This window comes from Paraburkholderia sp. GAS206C (assembly GCF_050435645.1).
GTDB lineage: Bacteria > Pseudomonadota > Gammaproteobacteria > Burkholderiales > Burkholderiaceae > Paraburkholderia > Paraburkholderia phenazinium_B.
Genome location: NZ_JBNDKR010000010.1, coordinates 55046 through 72192 on the forward strand (window position 1 = coordinate 55046; position 17147 = coordinate 72192).

The following is a 17147-nucleotide window of genomic DNA, read 5'->3' on the forward strand; positions in this document are numbered from 1 at the left end:
CATGAGTAAGGATTCAACCCAGACTGCGCTGCTATGGATCGTCGCTGCCGGCTTCTTCATGCAGTCGCTCGATACGACGATCGTCAACACGGCCTTGCCGTCGATCGCGCACAGCCTGAACGAAAAACCGCTGGCCATGCAGCCGGTGATCGTCGCCTACACGCTCACCATGGCGATGCTCACGCCCGCCTCCGGCTGGCTCGCCGACCGCTACGGCACGCGCCGGGTTTATTTCGCGGCCATCCTGATCTTCGTGCTCGGCTCGTTGTGCTGCTCGAGCGCACACACGCTCGGACAACTGGTGGTTGCGCGGGTACTGCAAGGCGTCGGTGGTTCGATGCTGTTGCCGATCGGGCGGCTTGCCGTGCTACGCAGTGTGTCCGGCGAGCAGTATGTATCGGCGCTGGCGTTTATTTCCGTGGCGGGCCAGGTCGGTCCGATTGTCGGACCGACGCTGGGCGGCTGGTTCGTGGAGGCCATTTCGTGGCACTGGATCTTCCTGATCAATGTGCCGATTGGCGCCATCGGGCTCTTTGCCGTGCACCGCTATCTGCCGCGCGGCACGACCTCGGCCGCGCCGCCGTTCGATCTGGCGGGCTGCGCCCTGCTCTCGCTGTGCATGATCGCGTTCTCGCTCGCAGTGGAGACACCGGTACAAACCCATCGCGCTGCGTGGGCCGCGGGTCTGTTCGTGCTGGGTCTCGTCTCGGCCCTCGCCTATGTGCCTTACGCAAAGCGCCGTGCCAATCCGCTGTTCAAGCTCAAACTGTTTAGCGAACCTAACTTTAGCGTCGGCCTGATCGGCAATCTGGTGTGCCGCGTCGGCTCGAGTGCGGTGCCGTTCCTGCTGCCGCTTCTGATGCAGTTGCAGCTCGGCTATACGCCGCTCCATTCAGGCTTGATGATGTTGCCGGCCGCGCTCGCGGGTACCGTGGCCAAACGCTGGATCGCGCCGCTTATCCGGCGTTACGGCTATGACATGTTCCTGCTGGTCAACACGGTGATTGTCGGTGCGGCAATCGTGGCCTTCGCACTGATCTCGCGCGGCACGCCGCTGTTTGTCGAAATTATCGTGCTGGCCGTGTTCGGCGCCGGTAACTCCATGCAGTTCGCCGCAATGAACAGCGTAACCTTGAAGGGTCTCTCTCACGAGGACGCGGGCAGCGGCAACAGCCTGTTTTCGATGGTGCAGATGCTGGCGATGGGGCTTGGCGTATCGATCGGCGGTGGCTTGGTGAAGCTGTTCGCGGCACAGCTCGGCTCGGCGGCGATGGGCTTCCGTCTGAGCTTCGTCTGCATGGGTGTGATTACGCTGGTGTCGGCGCTGATATTTCGCCGTCTCGACGAAGCGCCGCTCGCTACGGCCAACGTCGGCCGTGCGGCATCCGGTGCCGTGCGCTGACGCGCGGCGGATGATGGCCGCTGGACGCCAACGAGCGTCCAGCGGCCATGTCGATCAGCGAATGTGGTCGCCGAACAGGCCGAGCAGGCCGATGATGATCAGATACAGCGCCACGATGTAATTGAGCAGGCGCGGCACCACGAGAATCAGAATGCCCGCAATCAGTGCCGCGAGCGGCCCCACGTTCGTCACGATATGCATGTGTTTTTCTCCAGGATCGAAAGCGGAAAATGCCGCACGGCTGCAGCCACCGAACCTCCGGCGCCAGCTGCCGCAGATGCAGCGGGTTCGCCCGCGCAACGGCATGCGTTGCTTGAGCGGCTGCTCAGGCGACTGCCTAAGCGCCAGCAAGCGGCGTGCCCGCTCCGGACGGTAGCGCGACGGTAACGTATACGCATGGTCTTATCAATCCGCCAGGTGAATCAACGCCTGTAGCGCTGCCTCGGCGCGAGCCTCGTTGTGGCCACGCCGGCGATACGTTCAGTGCAACTTCAATGCAACGCACGCCACCGCTTCAGGCCGAAGCCCACGGCCGTTACGCCCGGTTTCAAATTCACACAATTTCGCGCTGCCACGGCCCGCGCGCTTACAGCCTAAGCGTCGCCCATCTGCTACGCTGATCACCTACCAACTACAGCGACCTCAGGCGCGTTTCTCATGCCAATCCGGCCCACTGCCACGCTCAAGCTGGCAACCCGCGCGGCGTTTGCCGCAGTACTCGCCTTTCCTTGCGTCGCCTTCGCCCAGGTGGATGCGCTCACGAATCAACCTATCAACCTGATGGCAGGACCCGGCGACGACTATCCGGTAGTAACCGGCCTTGGGCCCAATCAGCCGGTCGAGGTGTTCGACTGCGTCAGCGATTACGAATGGTGCGATGTAGCGCTCGGCGATCTGCGCGGCTGGGTCGACGGCAACTCCCTCACGTATGCGTACGAAGGCAACGAAGTGCCGCTGCAGAGCTACGGCGCGGTGATCGGTCTGCCAATCATCGTGTTTTCGATCGACGACTACTGGGGCCGCTACTATGCCGGCCGTCCGTGGTATGGCGATCGGGATCGCTGGCGTCATGGCGGGCCGCCCGGCGGCTACCAGGGACGCCCGTATCAGCCGCCGCCTCACCCGGGTCAGCCTTACCCAAACGGCGGCCATCCGTACCCGCCGCCGATGCAGGGTCAAGGTCAACCGGTGTATCGTCCGAATGCGGGACCGCATGGCGCCCCGCAGCAGCCGCAGGGACAACCGCAGCAGCAGTACGGTGGCAGACCGCCCGAGAACAGCGGCAGGCCGCCGGCCCAGATGCCGGCACGTCCGCAAGGTCAGCCGCAGCAACAACCGCAGGGCCGCGCGCAACCGAACGAGGGGCGCCACGAGCCGCAGCCGAACCCTTGAGCGCAGCAGGCGGGCGATGCGAATCGTGCAACGCCCGCGTCTGCTGCGACCGCATTGCACGGAGTCCACCTTGAACGACGAACCCAAATCCTCTTCAATCGATGCTAATGGCGGCATCGATCCAGACCTGCTCGACGTCGCACGCGAAGTCTTCGACGCCGCACGGCGCGGTGAAGCCGCCACGCTCGCGGCGGTGATCGGCAAAGGGGTGCCGCCCAATCTGCGCAACGAGAAAGGCGACAGTCTGCTGATGCTGGCGAGCTATCACGGTCACGCCGATGCGGTGCGCACCCTGATTGAACACGGCGCGGATCCTGATCTGCGCAACGACAACGGCCAGAGCCCTATTGCGGGCGCGGCGTTCAAGGGCTTCAAGGAGGTTGTCGAAGCCCTGCTCGCGGGCGGCGCGGATGTCGAGGGTGCCTCGCCGGACGGCCGCACTGCGTTGATGATCGCGGCCATGTTCAATCGCACCGAGATCGTCGATCTGCTGCTTGCCCACGGCGCCAATCCGCAAGCGCGCGACGCGTCGGGCGTAACGCCGCTCGACGCGGCCAACCGCATGGGCGCGCCCGATACGCCGGCGCAACTTACGAAGGCGAGGTCTTGAGATACGGGTCGTCGAACGGATCGCGAATTTCGATAACCTCCTCCAGTTCGCACGGTTCCATGCACGGCGTCGGCTGCAAGGGCTCCGCCGCGGCAGCCGGACAATTTTCATAGCCGTACAACGGCTCGGCCAGCTTGACGCCCCATGCGGACAGCGTATCGCCGAAGCCGCCGCGCGCCCGGCTTGCGCGCCGCGCACTCGTCACGACCCGCGGCGCGGCGCTCCACGCGATGCATGCCCCGCTCGCCTGCAACTGCTCCACCAGTGCCACATCTTCGCTGCAGGCGAGCGGCGCGAAACCGCCTGCCCGACGATACGCCTGCGCAGATACGCCAAGGTTGGCGCCATGCACATGACGATGGCCGTCCGCGTCGACATAGGTCTGGCGGAAGTAGTCGCGCACCTGCTGTGGATGCGCCGCCCAGTCGTCGACGCAGATCGACCCGCACACGGCATCCGCAGCGAGCGACAACTGCGCCGCCAGCCAATCGGGCGCAACGCGGCTGTCGGCATCGGTGAACGCGAGCCAGCGCGCGCCCGCCACGAGCAGGCGCTGTGCACCGGCGCCTCGCGCGATGCCGACATTGCGCGCCTGCAACGCGAGCGTCTCCACGCCGCAACACGTGGCGATCTCGGCGGAACGATCGGTGCAATCGTCGAGCACCACAATCGTTCGCACCACTTCGCCGCCCAGTGCGGGATCGCGCGCCGCTTCGAGAATCGACGCGAGGCAGCGCGCGAGCCACGCCTCCTCGTTATGGGCAGGAATCACGATACCGATCATGCCAGCCCCTCCTGTTCGGCCACCGAGCGCGGGTCAGGCGACCAGACGTCGAGCAGCATGTCGGCGTCTTCGTGACGCGCGAGCCGTGTAAGTCCGCAGCGCGCATCGAGCAACGCATGCACGGATGCCGCCGATTGTGGAGCCGCATCGAAGGGACGGCGCCAATGGCAAGCCAGCAAGGTGCCGTCCGGCGAGAGTGCCGCCTTGATGCATTCGGCTAGCCGCTCCAGTTCTGGCGAGCTCAGGTAATACGCGAGTTCGCTGATGACGATCAGGTCGAATCTGCCGGCCGGCCAGTCGTCGGGCACGCTGCCGCGCTCGACCAGCACGTGTGGCAGCGCCTCGAGGCGCTCGCTTGCGAGGCGCACCGCGGTTTCGTTGAGATCGGTCGCGAGCAGACTGTCGCAACGGGCAGCAAGCTGCGCCGAGAGCTCGCCGTTTGCGCAACCTGGCTCGAAGACGCGCCGATAACGCTCGCGTGGCAGCAGCGCCATCGTCAGCAGACGTTTGCGGCGCTCGTACCAGCGGTTGCGAAAGCCCCACGGGTCGTCGCAGGCTTCATAGAGTGAGTCGAAGTAGCAGCCTGATGAAATCATTTCGGACACCTTGTTTTAAAGCTCGAGGTCTGGCTCGTTGCGCCAGCTCTGTATCAATCGTCAATCCTGCTTGTCCCGCCATTTTCTGAAGCGAATCGCGCGGGCTGTCTAGAGCGACCACGCGCCGTTGTCTCCGCGGGATTCGGCATTACCATTCCCGCCTGCTTGCTCCGACAGCACGCGCTCGCCGAGCGCGGCCAGATCGCGCTCGGCGTGGCTCTGTCTGAGGAAAACCGGCAAGTCGGCCATGGCGCGGGCAAAGCGCTCGTTGCGGCATAGCGGCGCGGCGCCGAGCGCGCGGCCCGCGTGGGTCATGACCGTGGTGGCCGCCGCCTCGACAATCAGGCGTGCGCGTAACGCCGCAATCTGGACGTCAGCGCGCGGGCGAGCGTCGATCTGCGCGGCAGTGGCGCGCAACACCGCCGCAGCACCGGCCAGCGCGACATCGACCGCTCCCATGTGCGCGAGACGATGGGCATCGGGGCGAGCCGCTACGGCGTCGGCCATCATGTGAGCGATGCCTGCGGCGGCGCCGTACCAGCACGCCGCGATACCCGCGCCGCCCTGCCAGAAGCCAGCGCGGTTGACGTAGTCGCGCGGCGTGCCGATCTGAATGGCGCGGGTTTGCTCGAAGCGGACATCGCCGCTTTCGGTCGCGCGCATGCCGACGGCTTGCCAGTGGTCTGAAGAGATCGAAACGGACGGCTGGGTTAGCGCGACGGCGGCCAGCACCGGCTCGTCGCCCAACCATGCGGTCACCACGGCATGGCTGAGCGCGCGTGCGCCTGAGCACCATGCCTTGACGCCATCCAGCTGCAATTGGCCGTTTGCAAGCGGCGTAGCGGTCAAGCGGGCGTCGGGCGCCTCGGCTGCCCATACGCCCCAACTACTTCCGGGGGGCACGGCAGGCGCCTTAAGTTCGGCGAGGATCGCGAGGGCGTCGGTATGCCCTTCGAACAGTTTGACGAGACCGAGATCGCGCGCTGCGACTGCCGCCAACGCACGCCAGCGGGCCAGCGTGTGGCCGCTGCCCGGCAACGGCAAACGGTCATGACCGGCTGCGATCATTTGCGTCAGGATGACGCCTAGTGCGGCGGGATCCGCTGAGTCGAAGCGTGCATGAGTCAGGAAATCTTCGAGCGCCGCGCCGGCAGTTTTTACAGAGTCCTGACGATGGGCGGCGACCGTATCTTCGTCATACACGGCGTTTTGGGCACGCCGCTTCGCCTCGTGATCCGCGGCACGCATACGGGTATCTAACATGAGGGCCTCCCTGGCCGCGTCGATGTGTCGGCGCGGCCGTTCAGGAGCCGCAGCGCTTGCTGTGTTCGAGCAAGCGCTGTGCCGCAGGTAGCGGCTACGAGCAAGACGCCGCTCGCGGGAACAACGCATAATGAGAAAACAGACCCGGTTGTCGCACTTTCGCCCCACGCAGGGCGACGCCGGACAAGGAGATCGAGGTCCCATGAAACGAGCCCTTTCGAACGACGACGCGTTGCAGCGCGCCGTGCTGCTCGAGCTAAACGCGGCGGATGTGCCTGCGGGACGAGCCGCCGTCGCGGTGGATGCCGGCGTCGTGACCCTGCTTGGCTACGTCGAACACGCCGGGCAAAAGCAGGCGGCCGAAAGCGCTGCGTTGCGGGTGGAGGGTGTCAAAGCGGTGGTTGTCGCCATCGAGATTCGCGGTGTTGACTCCGAAATACAGCACGATGACCAGCTCGCTGTGGAAGTGCTCAGGCGCCTCGCGTGGGACGCGTGGTTGCCAAAGGACCTGTTCAAGGTAAAGATCGAACGCGGGCACGTGGCGCTGCTGGGTCAGGTTGACCGGGACGAGCAGCGTTCAGCCGCTTTGGAAGATGTGACCCGCCTGTTCGGCGTGACAGGGGTATCCGACCAGATCACGTTGGCGAGCGGTGACAACGGGCCCAGGCTTGCGAAAACCGGCAAAAGCAACAAAAGCGGCGGCGGGCGCCGCGGCGGCTAACGCTTCTCGTGTTGCATCAACGTCCGGCAATGGCGGGCGATCTGCCGCTCCTCCTCGGTGTGAAGAACGCGCACCCTCCCCGCAGGATTGTCGGCCTTCAACCCGAGAAATTCCAACCCGGTACAGACGCGGCGCCGCACCTCCGCGCTGTGCTCGCCAATGCCGCCCGCAAACACCAGCAGATCGATCCCGCCGAGCAACGCCGCGTAGGCGCCGACATATTTACGCACCGCCGTCGCGAACACTTCGACCGCCAGCTCTGCGTCCCCATCGCCTGCGGCGCTGCGTTTCTCCAGCGCCTGCATATCGCCCTCGCCGTCGGTAAAACCGGCGAGACCGCTCTGGCGTGTCAGCAGCGTTTCAAGTTTGTCCGCATCGAGATGCTCGGTGCGCATCAGGTATAGCAGCACCCCAGGGTCGAGATCGCCACTACGCGTGCCCATCGGCATGCCGCCGGTTGGCGTCATGCCCATCGAGGTATCCACAGAGCGCCCATCCCGCAACGCGCACACGCTCGAACCGTTCCCCAGGTGCGCAAACACCGCCCGCGAAGGCAGATCGGCGCCCAGACGCCGCACCAGCGATTCGTACGATAAACCGTGAAAGCCGTAGTGAATCACGCCGGCCTGCGCATAGCGGCGCGGCAACGCAAGCTGCGTAGCCACGCGCGGCATGGTGCGATGGAACGCGGTGTCGAAACAGGCGTAATGCGCCGCGTCGCCGAAAATCTTCTGTGCCTGATCGATCAAGGCAAGCGCGGGCGGGATATGCAGCGGCGCGAAATGCACCGCCTCCTGCAGACGCTGCCTGACTTCCGGTGTGAGAAGCTGATGCTCGCGCAGATGCGGGCCGCCATGCACCACGCGGTGGCCGACTGCCACCGGCCGCGTATGTCCATGGTCCGCCAGCACGCTGGCGAGACTCTGCAGAGCATCGGTTTGCGACTCCAGCACCTGGTCTTTCTGCAGCAGCACGGTGCCGTCGGCTGTCTTTATCTTCAGGCTGCCGTCCGGTCGGCCGATTCCCTCCGCGCTGCCTTCGAGCAATAACGTTTCGTCATCCTGATCGGCCTGCGAATCGCCGGCAGCGTGAGCCGCCTTGAACAGACCAAACTTGAGCGACGACGAGCCGCTATTCAGAACCAGGATGGTCGGTTCGCTTTTCGCAGTAGTATCCGGCATCGTCTTAGCCCTTCCATGTCCAGTTGCGGATCTCCTCGCAGTCGATACCCTCGGCATGCGCATACGCGACATGCTCGATGATCTGACCGCGCAGCCACTCCTTCACATGATCGCCGACGCCGCGCAGACCGGGCACCCGATCGATCACGTCGATTGCGAGCGAGAAGCGGTCCACCTGGTTGATGATCGCGAGTTCCAGCGGCGTGTTGATGTTGCCTTTCTCGTGATAGCCATGCACGTGCAGGTTCTCGTGATTGGTTCGGCGATATGTGAGCTTGTGGATCAGCGACGAATACGAATGGAAGTTGAAGATCACCGGCTTGTTGGCCGTGAACAGCGAATCGAAGTCGCGGTCCGACAAACCATGCGGATGCTCGGTGTCGGGCATCAGCCTGAACAGATCGACCACGTTGACGAAGCGGATCTTCAGCGTCGGAAACTTCTCCTTCAGAATCTCCACGGCCGCGAGCGATTCCATGGTCGGGATGTCGCCTGCACAGGCCATCACCACGTCCGGCTCGGCGCCGTGATCGGTGGAGGCCCAACCCCAGATGCCGATGCCCTTCGTACAGTGCGTGACGGCGTCGTCCATGCTGAGGTACTGCAGATGCGGCTGTTTATCGGCGACGATCACGTTGACGTAATCGCGCGAGCGCAGACAATGGTCGGCCACGCTCAGCAGACAGTTGGCGTCAGGCGGCATGTAGATGCGCACCACATTCGGACTCTTGTTGGTGACCACGTCGAGAAAACCCGGGTCTTGATGCGTAAAACCGTTGTGATCCTGACGCCAGACCAGCGACGTGATCAGCAGGTTGATGGACGGCACCGGCTGCCGCCATCTCAACTCGAGCTTCGACTTTTCGAGCCACTTGGCGTGCTGGTTGAACATCGAATCGATCACGTGCACGAACGCTTCGTAGGTGGCAAAGAGCCCATGCCGGCCGGTCAGCACGTAACCTTCGAACCAGCCTTCGAGCGTGTGCTCGCTAAGCATTTCCATGACGCGGCCATCCACCGAAAGCTCGCCGCCATCCGCATCGCTGGGTTCGGTTTTGGCGAGCCAGGTTTTCTCCGACACTTCGTAGATTGCGGTTAGCCGGTTGCTGGCAGTCTCGTCAGGGCCGAACACGCGGAAGTCGCTCATATTGCGGCGCATGACTTCGCCGAGAAACTTGCCGAGCACTTCGGTAGGCGGTACGTACTCCGCGCCGGGCGTCTTGACCTCGACGGCGAATTCGCGGAAGTCCGGCATGTCGAGCGCCTTGCACAGCAAGCCGCCGTTGGCGTGCGGATTGGCGCTGATGCGGCGCGTGCCGCTCGGCGCCATGTCGCGCAGTTCGGCGACCAGCTTGCCCTTTTCGTCGAAGAGTTCTTCCGGACGGTAGCGCTTCATCCAGCTCTCGACCAGTTTGAGACTCGCATCGTTGGTCGCCGGATCGAGAATCGGCACCTGGTGCGCGCGCCACGACCCTTCGACCTTATGGCCGTCCACTTCCTTCGGGCCAGTCCAGCCCTTCGGCGAGCGCAACACGATCATCGGCCAGCGCGGCCGCACGGCGCTGCCACTCGAGCGCGCCTGCTGCTGGATCGCACGGATTTCGCCGATGCAATGCTCGAGCGTGGCCGCCATCTTCTGATGCATCGACTCCGGTTCGTCGCCTTCGACGAAATACGGCTTGTGTCCGTAGCCTGTTAACAACGCTTCCAGTTCCTCATGTGGAATGCGGGCGAGGATCGTCGGATTGGCGATCTTGTAGCCGTTCAGATGCAGGACCGGCAACACCGCACCGTCGCGGATCGGGTTGAGGAATTTGTTCGAATGCCAGGAGGTCGCGAGCGGTCCGGTTTCCGCCTCGCCGTCGCCCACCATCACGGCAACGATCAGATCGGGATTGTCGAAGGCCGCGCCATAACCATGCGAGAGGCTGTAACCGAGTTCACCGCCCTCGTGGATCGAGCCGGGCGTTTCCGGTGTGCAATGCGAACCGATCCCGCCGGGGAACGAAAACTGCCGGAAAAAGCGCTGCATGCCGGCTTCGTCTTCACTGCGGTCAGGGTAGATTTCCGAATAGCGGCCCTCGAGATAGCTGCTCGCCAAGGTAGCCGGCGCGCCATGCCCGGGGCCGGCGATATAGATGACGTTGAGGTCGAGCTTTTTGATCAGGCGGTTTAGATGCACCAGCAGGAAACTCTGCCCGGGATCGGAACCCCAGTGGCCCAGCAGGCGGCGTTTGATGTGTTCGGCTTTGAGCGGCTCGCGCAGCAGCGGATTGGCGCGCAGGTAGATCATCCCCGCTGCGAGGTAGTTGCAGGCACGCCAGTAGCGGTCCATCTTGCGCAACGTCTCGTCGTCCAGCACGGGGGAAGTCGAGGGGGAAAGGGTATTGATCTCGGCCATCGGGTCGCTCCATGGTTAGGGTCCCGCGGTTGCCGCCGCCGTAGGTACGGCAGCAGCTCGCCTTCATTCAGTCTCCGAATCTGACAGGGGCAGCGTGTTAAGGTTCGCCGCCTTCTTTTGCATGGTTGTCGTGGGGCGGCCGAGTGGATCAGCCGCCCGCGGATGGTCGGCCAACGGATAGCCGCCTCCGCACTCTCCTATAGTGCGTGGTCGTTATGCCAGCCAGATGACAAAGCGGTGACGGTGCGGGCGTATCGCCATGGCAACCGGCCTTCAGAGCACGCTGAGGTCCATCGAGGCCAGTTCTCCGATATGTTCGACTGTTACGTCTGCCGGGGGATAAGCGGCAATATTGGCCGGATCGAGCGCGTAGTGCCCCTGGCGGGGGAAGACTGTCGTCAGCCGTTCTTTCCAGATCTGCTTCATGGCGGCGAGGATGCGCAGCTTGTCGTCCACCATCACGTAGCGCTTTGCCGGATACCGTTGCACGACTTCGTCGAGCATCCGTTCCTTGTGGATGTAGATCAGCACCCGCCCTTCCACCGCATCCCATAGCCCCGACTGCTTGATCTTACGGGGTTGGAACACGACGTCGCCATCGGACAGGATCACGGTAGGCCCGCGCTTGGCCATATTCCCGATTGCCGCAAGTGCGTCCGGGAACAGGCGGGTGGCGAACGGGTAATCGATCAGGAACGACGACATCAACATCAGCCGCGTGTCGCATTGACGTTCCAGCCGGTAGCGTTGCAAGGCCCCGAGGTAATCAGCGTAACCCAGCTCGCTGCGCAAGGTTTCGAAGATTTCCCAGTAGCGGTCGCTGCTCGTGGTTCCGAACTGTTCGGTCAGGTGCTCGCGTAAATCCGCCACGACCTGATCGTTGTTTAACAAGGTATTGTCGACGTCGAGCAGGAATACGACTTCTTCAGGCGCGCTCATACGATAGGTTCCTCCGCAAACGATGACTGGGATGTTGGGTACGGTAGGTATCGATCATACGCGCGCTGGGGTGATGGTGCCGCTAAAGCGGGCTGAGGGACTGGCGAACGCCGGCAGCGTCGGACGATGATGACCGAATCGGGAATTGGCTAACGGATTGTCAGCTATCCGAAGTGAATGGACTTTGAAATGGAATCGGTGCCGGGCAAAGCTGCATTCTTCGCTCAACCACCCTCCTCCGGCGCCCACCGCTCCTCCCGCGCCACCCGCTCGAGCGCCAGCTCGAACATCGCCCGGGCGCGATTCGCCACCTCCCCCAGATAGCGATGCAGCGCCGCATCGGCCGGCGTGCGCGACATGCAATCGTCGCTGTACTGCTCGAACGACGACAACTGCTGGATCAGGCCGGCAAGATGGCGCGGGCACTCGCACGCGATGGTGGTCGAGCGCCCGGCGATCGATGCAAGCGCGTCGTCGGAGTAGCGACGCGGCGTACGTGCGTAGGCTTCAACAGCATCGCGTGGCTGCGTCTGCGGTGACAGGTCGCGCAGAATCTGCCGTGCCTGCAGCTTCTCAAGCGGCTCGCGATACACCCGCACGCCCGCATAGCGCAGCGTATTCACGCTGTGCTCGGTACCGAATGCGTAGACGACAGCGAGCACCTTGGCATGACACGTTTCGCCGAGCCCAAGCACGGCTTGCACGAGTTCGTCGTGCAGCGACGCGACATGAATCACCAGCGCATCCGTTTTCAGCGGATGCGCCTGAGCGTCCTTGATGTCGTCGAACACGGTGAGGCGTGGCTGGCTGGCGGAACGCAACTCCGGCAGATCGCTGCGCAAACGGCGTGCGAGCGAGGTGCCGACGATCGTGAGCGTCGACTCCGCGACATCGTCCAGCGGACCAGGCGGGAACGCTGCTTCTGCATACGTCAGCGCGAGGCGATCCAGCTGATCGAGTTCGAGCCGCGCGATCGAGCCGATCGCGTGACCGCGTTCCACCAATTTCTTCAGCAGGATCAGCCGCTGCACATCCTGCGACGAATAGAGGCGTTGCCCCGAAGCGCTTTTGGGCGGCGCGACCACGCCATAGCGCCGCTCCCAGATCCGCAGCGTTGTGACGGGCATGCGCGCGAGACGCGCGGCGGCGCCGCTGCGATAGCACTGGAGCTGCGCTTTCTCTTCTTCGCCGACGTCTGACGGGGCAATCGCGGGGTCGTGAGGGGGCTGTTGGGTCATGGGGATTCAATACTCTGTTGACGCGTTAATGCATCGATATTCGACGATTATAGAGACCGACAAAGAGTCAGTTAAGCCTCAATCGGAATATTTACCGAGTCAGTATCGTTTCACATTCACGGCTCGGTTTGCAAAAGCAACCGGCCAATTCCGCTCCGTATTCGCACGCATTGCGCCCGCACGCCACGCCGTGCGAAATTGCCGCGAGCCATCACCCGCTCAGCCGTCAACCTTACAAAACCTTTAGAACAAGAGGCGCTCATGTCCACACAGCAGGCGGCGGAAATCGCCGCCCGGTTTGACCGGTTACCCCCTTCGCGTACCGTCTGGACCATGGTGATCCTGATTTCACTCGGCGGCGTCTTTGAGTTCTACGACCTGTTCTTCACCGGTTATGTGGCGCCCGGCATGGTCGAGTCCGGACTGTTCAAACCCGAATCGCTGGGATTTTTCGCGGCACTGCAGCCGCTCGCGGTGGCCGGGTTCGGGACTTTCGTGTTTGCCACCTTCGCCGGCCTGTGGATCGGCACCGTGGCGTTCGGCTTCGTGGCGGACCGTTTCGGGCGACGCGTCGTATTCACCTGGTCGCTGATCTGGTACATGGTCTGCACGGTGATCATGGCTTTCCAGACGTCCGGCTTCGCGCTCGATATCTGGCGTCTGATTTCGGGCATCGGCATCGGCGTCGAACTGGTCACCATCGACACCTACATCTCCGAACTGATCCCCGGTGGGGAGCGCGGCCGGGCCTATGCGGTCAACCAGTTCATTACGTTCTCGGTCGTGCCGGTGGTCGCCTTTCTCGCCTATGCGCTCAAAGGCACCCAGCCGCTCGGCCTCGAATACTGGCGCGTGGTGATCCTGATCGGCTCTGTCGGCGCCGTGATCGTGTGGATCCTGCGTCGCAAGATTCCCGAAAGCCCGCGCTGGCTCGCGCGCCATGGACGCATTGAGGAAGCCGAGCGCATCGTCGCAGATATCGAACGTCGTGTCGCCGCAGAGAAAGGTGTGGTCTTGCCGCCGCCGCAACCGGTCGCGCCCGAGCAGGCCGGTACGGGCTCATATGGGGAGATTTTCGGGCCGCAATACCGTCGACGTACCCTGCTCCTGTCGATCTTCAACATGGCCCAGGTAGTCGGCTTCTATGGTTTCGCCGCCTGGGTGCCGACCCTCCTCATCCATCGCGGCATCCATGTGACTGCGAGCCTTGGCTATGCATTCGTGATTGCCATCGCCAATCCGTTCGGGCCGCTGCTGGGCGTGTGGTTTGCCGACAAGTTCGAGCGCAAGACGCAGATCTGCGGCGGCCTGATTACGATGGCGGTGGTGATCGCCGTGTTTTCCCAGGCCTCCGAACCATGGCTGCTGATCGTGCTGGGCGTGCTGTTCACGCTCGCGGCGAACATCATGTCGTACGCGTATCACGGCTATCAGGCCGAACTTTTCCCCACCCGGATCCGGGCCCGGGCAATCGGCTTTGTCTATTCGTGGAGCCGGATCTCCGCTGCCTTTGCGGGACTCGCAATCGGGATCCTGTTGCATGGATATGGGGTAGCGGGCGTGGCAGCTTTCATCGGCGTTTCGATGCTGGTCGGCATTGTGATGATCCTGCTCGGACCGTCGACGCGCGGGCTATCGCTCGAGTCGATCAGTCATTGATCCTGATTCATGCAGCTGCTAGCTGTGTGGCCGCCATCCGCATCGCCGATGCGACGGATGGCGCTCGACACGCCCACAAAAAAAGAAAGGCCCGGCTATGGACCGGGCCTGCAAAGGTCACCCCCTGCAAAGCCAAGGGGCAACTGGACGTAACTCTCGGAGACTGCGCGGTGCATGAAACGACCGGTTCGTGCGACGCCGCATACATCACTACTTTATGCGTCCCATCTTAAAGGGAACTTAAGCTCGCATCGTTTGCAATCGGACAGCGGCAATCCTGGATGCGATGCATAATTGACCCCAGCCCATCAACCAACGGACGCCCAGTCATGACTGAACGCGAAAGCGAAGCAGCGAACAAGGTCAAACCATCCGGGCGCGCCCCGGGATCGTCGCGGATAATCTGGGTCATTGTTCTGACATTGCCGGTCACCATCGTGGCGCTCGCCATTACCCTCGAGATTTTTGGTTTTCTGTTGCGCCTCGGTTGAACACTGCAGGATTCCTAAGGTTCGCCAGGGAAAATTCCTGCGAACACTCCATCACAGCTGCACCGCTGCCGTACTATCCTGATCGGCGAACGTTAGCTACCTAATCGTCAAACGCCAGCTCGGCATCGATCTGCTGGCCAAGCGCCAGCACCGCCCCGAATCCCGTCGAAACGATCCCATTCTGACCGAACGTCAGCGCGCCATCGAGCCGCGCATTGGCGCGATAGGCGCTCATCGTGTCGAGTGGCTCGTTTGGCCAGAGCGGATCGGGTACTCCGCTCGCCTGATCGATCGTGGGCATCGGGCAGCGCGCGCAGGGCTTGACGAGTCGAACCTGCACCGCACCCTCCCCCGTCCAGATCGTGAGGCTGTCCACGAAGTCTTCTTCATAGGCATCGAGACCGTTGAACACCAGATTCGGTCTGAAGCGGTTCATCGGGATCGGCGGCGCGCCTTTACCGGCAAGACGGCGGTTCAGATCGGCCAGCGACCCCTCGCCGATGACCAGCAAGGGAAAGCCATCCGCAAAATGCGTGATGGCCTGCATGTCTCCCGTCCAGTCCGGGTCCACCACGCGCTGCACGGCCGGATCGAAGCGCGCGAGCCGTACAGGTTCGCCGAGGAAAGCGGTGAACCAGGCCGCCGTTTGCGGACCGGTGTCGAACGCGGGCATGGTGTCTCGCCAGACCGTGACATCAAACCGTTCGGGCTGTTCGAGCGCCTCGGCCACGAGCGGCGTTCGCAACTCAGGCATGCCTCGCGCGGAGACGATCAGTTCGCTCTCGCCCAACGCCACCTGAATCAGCGCAAGACGTCCGTGGCTGCGCTGCGTCAGCATCTGTCCACTGGGCGTACACGCCAGCCAGTTGCGATCGTATTCGAGGCCCGAGGGCAACAGCCGCGCCTCGTTTAGCGCGATACCGGCGCACGACTTGATCGGATAGACATAAAGACCGCTGACGGCTGGCATGATGGGGGGCGTTATTTGATCGTGTAGAGGCCGATTGTAATAGCCGCCGCGCACGCGCGCCCAACTGGGCATAAATCAGCGCCTGGCTGCCCGCCCCGTCATCCGCCCGAGAATGTCCACGCGCTCGATCAACTGATGGTAGATCACCGCCAGCACATGCCCGGCAATCAGCGCATAAGTGGCCCACGCGAGCAGCGCATGAATCTGCCCGCCGAGATGGCCGAGTGCCTTGTCCTGCGGCACCACGCCCGGCACCTGGAACAGCCAGAACCAGTTGACCGGATGGCCGCCGCCATAGGAGTTGATGTATCCGCTAATCGGCATTGCAAAGAGGATCACGTAGAGCAGGCCGTGGCCGATATGCGCGAGGGTTTGCTCGAACGCCGGGATCGAAGCCGGCAATGGCGGCGCGTTGCCCGACAGGCGGGTGACCACGCGGATCAGCGTCAGCAGCAGGACGGTCAGGCCAATCGATTTGTGCAGGTTGATCCAATTGCCCCGCATCGGGTCGTGGCGATCGAGGCTGGTCATGTACCAGGCAAGCGGAATCACGACGAACATGCACAACGCGGTGAGCCAGTGCAGCACCCGCAGCGTCAGGCTATAGGTCGTATGGACCGACGGCAGCGCGGTGCTCGCCGTTGAGGCTACGCGGGACGGACGGGACATGATGAGAACCTTTCAATCGGATTCGAATGTGAAAAGCTTGACATAAAAATATGGCAGGCGTGCTGTCTGGTCAGTTGCCATTGCCAGTCTCCGGTTACGCAGCGTTACGGACCTCGGGCGGCAAGCGCGCCCGTGCTCTCGATGCGCCGGCGCCGGGTTCCGACACGCCCTGCGGCGCTTGGACGTAAAATCCCGAAGCACAGCGTAGCCGCGACGCCTCGACCGGCGGCGCGCACGGCTCACCCCATACGCAAACCGCGCGCCTCATGAGGGCGCGCCGCAGGATTGGGACGAATAGATGTAGAAGGATCCTTACCATAACCTAGACAGGGAATTCATTATGCTGACGAAACATGTGTTGGGCGTTGCCGAAGTCACGCAGATTCTCGCCGCCGCGCGAGCCGAGGCCGAGAAGAACCAGTGGGCCGTAACGATTGCGGTCGCCGACGACGGCGGCCATCTGCTCGGCCTGCTGCGACTCGACGGCTGTGCTCCGGTCGGCGCCTATATCGCCGTTGAAAAGGCCCGCACCGCGGCCCTCGGCCGGCGCGAATCCAAGGTGTACGAAGACATGATCAACGGCGGCCGCACCGCGTTTCTGAGCGCGCCGCTGTCGGGCTCGCTCGAAGGCGGCGTGCCGGTGATCGTCGACGGCCAGGTGATCGGTACGGTGGGTGTGTCCGGCGTCAAGGCGGACCAGGACGCGCAAGTGGCCAAGGCGGGCGCGGCCGCACTCAAGGGTTGAAATGAATCCGTAACTCCAGCGAAACGACCGACCAAAGCGCAGTAACAAGGCAAACGAGCAAGGCAAACAAGCAAGGCAAACAAGCA

17 protein-coding genes are annotated in these 17147 nt (G+C 63.2%); 7 read left to right on the forward strand and 10 right to left on the reverse strand.

The window, feature by feature from the left end; translation table 11 throughout:
* Position 1: 1 nt before the first annotated feature.
* Positions 2-1402, forward strand: coding sequence for a multidrug transporter subunit MdtD (gene mdtD, locus P3T20_RS26990; protein WP_429288349.1), 1401 nt, complete (start codon positions 2-4; stop codon positions 1400-1402).
* Positions 1403-1456: 54 nt separating this feature from the next.
* On the opposite strand, the gene P3T20_RS26995 is transcribed toward mdtD, so the two are convergent.
* Positions 1457-1603 (reverse strand): DUF3096 domain-containing protein, encoded by a 147-nt coding sequence (locus P3T20_RS26995; RefSeq protein ID WP_074264617.1) that lies wholly within the window; start codon positions 1601-1603, stop codon positions 1457-1459.
* Between the two features lie 456 nt (positions 1604-2059).
* On the opposite strand from P3T20_RS26995, the gene P3T20_RS27000 reads away from it, so the two are divergent.
* Together P3T20_RS27000 and P3T20_RS27005 are read left to right on the forward strand one after the other, a co-directional pair.
* Positions 2060-2794: an SH3 domain-containing protein gene (locus P3T20_RS27000; RefSeq protein ID WP_429288350.1), complete on the forward strand. Its 735-nt coding sequence runs from the start codon at positions 2060-2062 to the stop codon at positions 2792-2794.
* A 97-nt stretch (positions 2795-2891) separates the two neighbouring features.
* Entirely contained in the window at positions 2892-3404 is a 513-nt protein-coding gene (locus tag P3T20_RS27005; protein WP_429288496.1) for an ankyrin repeat domain-containing protein, read from the forward strand.
* Here the strand turns inward: P3T20_RS27005 and P3T20_RS27010 are convergent.
* The 3 genes from P3T20_RS27010 to P3T20_RS27020 form a co-directional block, all read right to left on the reverse strand.
* Entirely contained in the window at positions 3385-4188 is an 804-nt protein-coding gene (locus tag P3T20_RS27010) for a glycosyltransferase (RefSeq protein ID WP_429288351.1), read from the reverse strand. The two genes, P3T20_RS27005 and P3T20_RS27010, sit on opposite strands and share 20 nt — an antisense overlap.
* Complete coding sequence (locus P3T20_RS27015; RefSeq protein ID WP_429288352.1) at positions 4185-4784, reverse strand: class I SAM-dependent methyltransferase; 600 nt, start codon at positions 4782-4784, stop codon at positions 4185-4187. The genes P3T20_RS27010 and P3T20_RS27015 overlap by 4 nt, the downstream gene beginning before the upstream one ends.
* 108 nt (positions 4785-4892) lie before the next feature.
* Positions 4893-6047 (reverse strand): acyl-CoA dehydrogenase, encoded by a 1155-nt coding sequence (locus P3T20_RS27020; protein ID WP_429288353.1) that lies wholly within the window; start codon positions 6045-6047, stop codon positions 4893-4895.
* A 202-nt stretch (positions 6048-6249) separates the two neighbouring features.
* Here P3T20_RS27020 and P3T20_RS27025 point away from each other — a divergent pair, with 202 nt between their 5' ends.
* Positions 6250-6768, forward strand: coding sequence for a BON domain-containing protein (locus P3T20_RS27025; protein ID WP_074264621.1), 519 nt, complete (start codon positions 6250-6252; stop codon positions 6766-6768).
* Here the strand turns inward: P3T20_RS27025 and P3T20_RS27030 are convergent.
* From P3T20_RS27030 to P3T20_RS27045, 4 genes are all read right to left on the reverse strand, one after another.
* On the reverse strand, positions 6765-7949 hold the full coding sequence (locus P3T20_RS27030) for an acetate/propionate family kinase (RefSeq protein WP_429288354.1): 1185 nt from the start codon (positions 7947-7949) through the stop codon (positions 6765-6767). The genes P3T20_RS27025 and P3T20_RS27030 overlap by 4 nt on opposite strands.
* A 4-nt stretch (positions 7950-7953) precedes the next feature.
* Positions 7954-10350, reverse strand: a complete 2397-nt coding sequence (locus P3T20_RS27035) for a phosphoketolase family protein (protein WP_429288355.1) — start codon at positions 10348-10350, stop codon at positions 7954-7956.
* A 273-nt stretch (positions 10351-10623) separates the two neighbouring features.
* On the reverse strand, positions 10624-11289 hold the full coding sequence (locus P3T20_RS27040) for an HAD family hydrolase (RefSeq protein WP_429288356.1): 666 nt from the start codon (positions 11287-11289) through the stop codon (positions 10624-10626).
* A gap of 224 nt (positions 11290-11513) precedes the next feature.
* A complete protein-coding gene (locus P3T20_RS27045; protein ID WP_429288357.1) occupies positions 11514-12527 on the reverse strand; it encodes a MerR family transcriptional regulator in 1014 nt (337 codons plus the stop codon).
* A 261-nt stretch (positions 12528-12788) separates the two neighbouring features.
* Here P3T20_RS27045 and P3T20_RS27050 point away from each other — a divergent pair, with 261 nt between their 5' ends.
* On the forward strand, positions 12789-14186 hold the full coding sequence (locus tag P3T20_RS27050) for an MFS transporter (RefSeq protein WP_429288358.1): 1398 nt from the start codon (positions 12789-12791) through the stop codon (positions 14184-14186).
* Between the two features lie 329 nt (positions 14187-14515).
* Positions 14516-14677 carry a hypothetical protein gene (locus P3T20_RS27055; protein ID WP_429288359.1) on the forward strand — a complete coding sequence of 54 codons (162 nt, stop codon included), beginning with the start codon at positions 14516-14518 and terminating at the stop codon, positions 14675-14677.
* A gap of 100 nt (positions 14678-14777) precedes the next feature.
* Here the strand turns inward: P3T20_RS27055 and P3T20_RS27060 are convergent, their stop codons facing one another.
* Positions 14778-15647 carry an MOSC domain-containing protein gene (locus P3T20_RS27060; RefSeq protein WP_429288360.1) on the reverse strand — a complete coding sequence of 290 codons (870 nt, stop codon included), beginning with the start codon at positions 15645-15647 and terminating at the stop codon, positions 14778-14780.
* A 75-nt stretch (positions 15648-15722) separates the two neighbouring features.
* Positions 15723-16316 (reverse strand): cytochrome b, encoded by a 594-nt coding sequence (locus P3T20_RS27065; protein ID WP_083611418.1) that lies wholly within the window; start codon positions 16314-16316, stop codon positions 15723-15725.
* A gap of 340 nt (positions 16317-16656) precedes the next feature.
* Here P3T20_RS27065 and P3T20_RS27070 point away from each other — a divergent pair, with 340 nt between their 5' ends.
* Complete coding sequence (locus P3T20_RS27070) at positions 16657-17061, forward strand: heme-binding protein (RefSeq protein WP_074264627.1); 405 nt, start codon at positions 16657-16659, stop codon at positions 17059-17061.
* The last annotated feature ends 86 nt before the right edge of the window (positions 17062-17147 follow it).

Coding starts and splice junctions, on each gene's coding strand:
- mdtD (WP_429288349.1), top strand. CDS start 2: ATGAGTAAGGATTCAACCCAGACTGCGCTGCTATGGATCGTCGCTGCC.
- P3T20_RS26995 (WP_074264617.1), bottom strand. CDS start 1,603: ATGCATATCGTGACGAACGTGGGGCCGCTCGCGGCACTGATTGCGGGC.
- P3T20_RS27000 (WP_429288350.1), top strand. CDS start 2,060: ATGCCAATCCGGCCCACTGCCACGCTCAAGCTGGCAACCCGCGCGGCG.
- P3T20_RS27010 (WP_429288351.1), bottom strand. CDS start 4,188: ATGATCGGTATCGTGATTCCTGCCCATAACGAGGAGGCGTGGCTCGCG.
- P3T20_RS27015 (WP_429288352.1), bottom strand. CDS start 4,784: ATGATTTCATCAGGCTGCTACTTCGACTCACTCTATGAAGCCTGCGAC.
- P3T20_RS27020 (WP_429288353.1), bottom strand. CDS start 6,047: ATGTTAGATACCCGTATGCGTGCCGCGGATCACGAGGCGAAGCGGCGT.
- P3T20_RS27025 (WP_074264621.1), top strand. CDS start 6,250: ATGAAACGAGCCCTTTCGAACGACGACGCGTTGCAGCGCGCCGTGCTG.
- P3T20_RS27030 (WP_429288354.1), bottom strand. CDS start 7,949: ATGCCGGATACTACTGCGAAAAGCGAACCGACCATCCTGGTTCTGAAT.
- P3T20_RS27035 (WP_429288355.1), bottom strand. CDS start 10,350: ATGGCCGAGATCAATACCCTTTCCCCCTCGACTTCCCCCGTGCTGGAC.
- P3T20_RS27040 (WP_429288356.1), bottom strand. CDS start 11,289: ATGAGCGCGCCTGAAGAAGTCGTATTCCTGCTCGACGTCGACAATACC.
- P3T20_RS27045 (WP_429288357.1), bottom strand. CDS start 12,527: ATGACCCAACAGCCCCCTCACGACCCCGCGATTGCCCCGTCAGACGTC.
- P3T20_RS27050 (WP_429288358.1), top strand. CDS start 12,789: ATGTCCACACAGCAGGCGGCGGAAATCGCCGCCCGGTTTGACCGGTTA.
- P3T20_RS27055 (WP_429288359.1), top strand. CDS start 14,516: ATGACTGAACGCGAAAGCGAAGCAGCGAACAAGGTCAAACCATCCGGG.
- P3T20_RS27060 (WP_429288360.1), bottom strand. CDS start 15,647: ATGCCAGCCGTCAGCGGTCTTTATGTCTATCCGATCAAGTCGTGCGCC.
- P3T20_RS27065 (WP_083611418.1), bottom strand. CDS start 16,316: ATGTCCCGTCCGTCCCGCGTAGCCTCAACGGCGAGCACCGCGCTGCCG.
- P3T20_RS27070 (WP_074264627.1), top strand. CDS start 16,657: ATGCTGACGAAACATGTGTTGGGCGTTGCCGAAGTCACGCAGATTCTC.